This is a genomic window from Paenibacillus sp. sgz302114 (genome assembly GCF_056120345.1).
The window spans coordinates 1-596 of record NZ_JBVYOI010000039.1; the positions used below are offsets into that span (position 1 = coordinate 1).

A 596-nucleotide genomic window follows, 5' to 3' on the forward strand; every position below is an offset into this window, starting at 1 on the left:
CAGCGACAAGTAATATCTTAACTCAATTACAATATCGAATGCAAGTCTTTTTTTCTGGTAATTAATGGTGACCCGTAGGGGACTCGAACCCCTGTTACCTCCGTGAAAGGGAGGTGTCTTAACCACTTGACCAACGGGCCATATCTGGCGGAGAGCGAGGGATTCGAACCCTCGAGACGCGGTTAGCGCCTACACGATTTCCAATCGTGCTCCTTCGACCACTCGGACAGCTCTCCAGAAATGGCTCCCCGAACAGGACTCGAACCTGTGACAACTCGATTAACAGTCGAGTGCTCTACCAACTGAGCTATCAGGGAACAATATGAATGTTCGGGCAAATCTTAACACCCTGAAAACTGGATACGAACCTTTGCGAAGGTTTCTTGCTTTAGCTGGATTTCACTTGTTTAGGATAAGCCCTCGACCGATTAGTATTCGTCAGCTGCACACATTGCTGCGCTTCCACCTCGAACCTATCAACCTGATCGTCTTTCAGGGGTCTTACGTACTGGGAAATCTCATCTTGAGGGGGGCTTCACGCTTAGATGCTTTCAGCGCTTATCCCGTCCGCACTTGGCTACCCAGCTATGCTCCTG

3 tRNA genes and 1 rRNA gene are annotated in these 596 nt (G+C 49.5%); all 4 read right to left on the minus strand.

The annotated features are described in order from the left end of the window. Positions 1-65: 65 nt before the first annotated feature. Positions 66-140: transfer RNA gene (locus tag AC0LWF_RS27790), tRNA-Glu, on the minus strand. A 5-nt stretch (positions 141-145) separates the two neighbouring features. Continuing rightward, positions 146-236, minus strand: a tRNA-Ser gene (locus AC0LWF_RS27795). 5 nt (positions 237-241) lie between these two features. After that, a tRNA-Asn gene (locus AC0LWF_RS27800) sits at positions 242-317 on the minus strand. A gap of 91 nt (positions 318-408) precedes the next feature. Further along, positions 409-596 (minus strand): 23S ribosomal RNA (locus tag AC0LWF_RS27805); the annotation flags it as partial.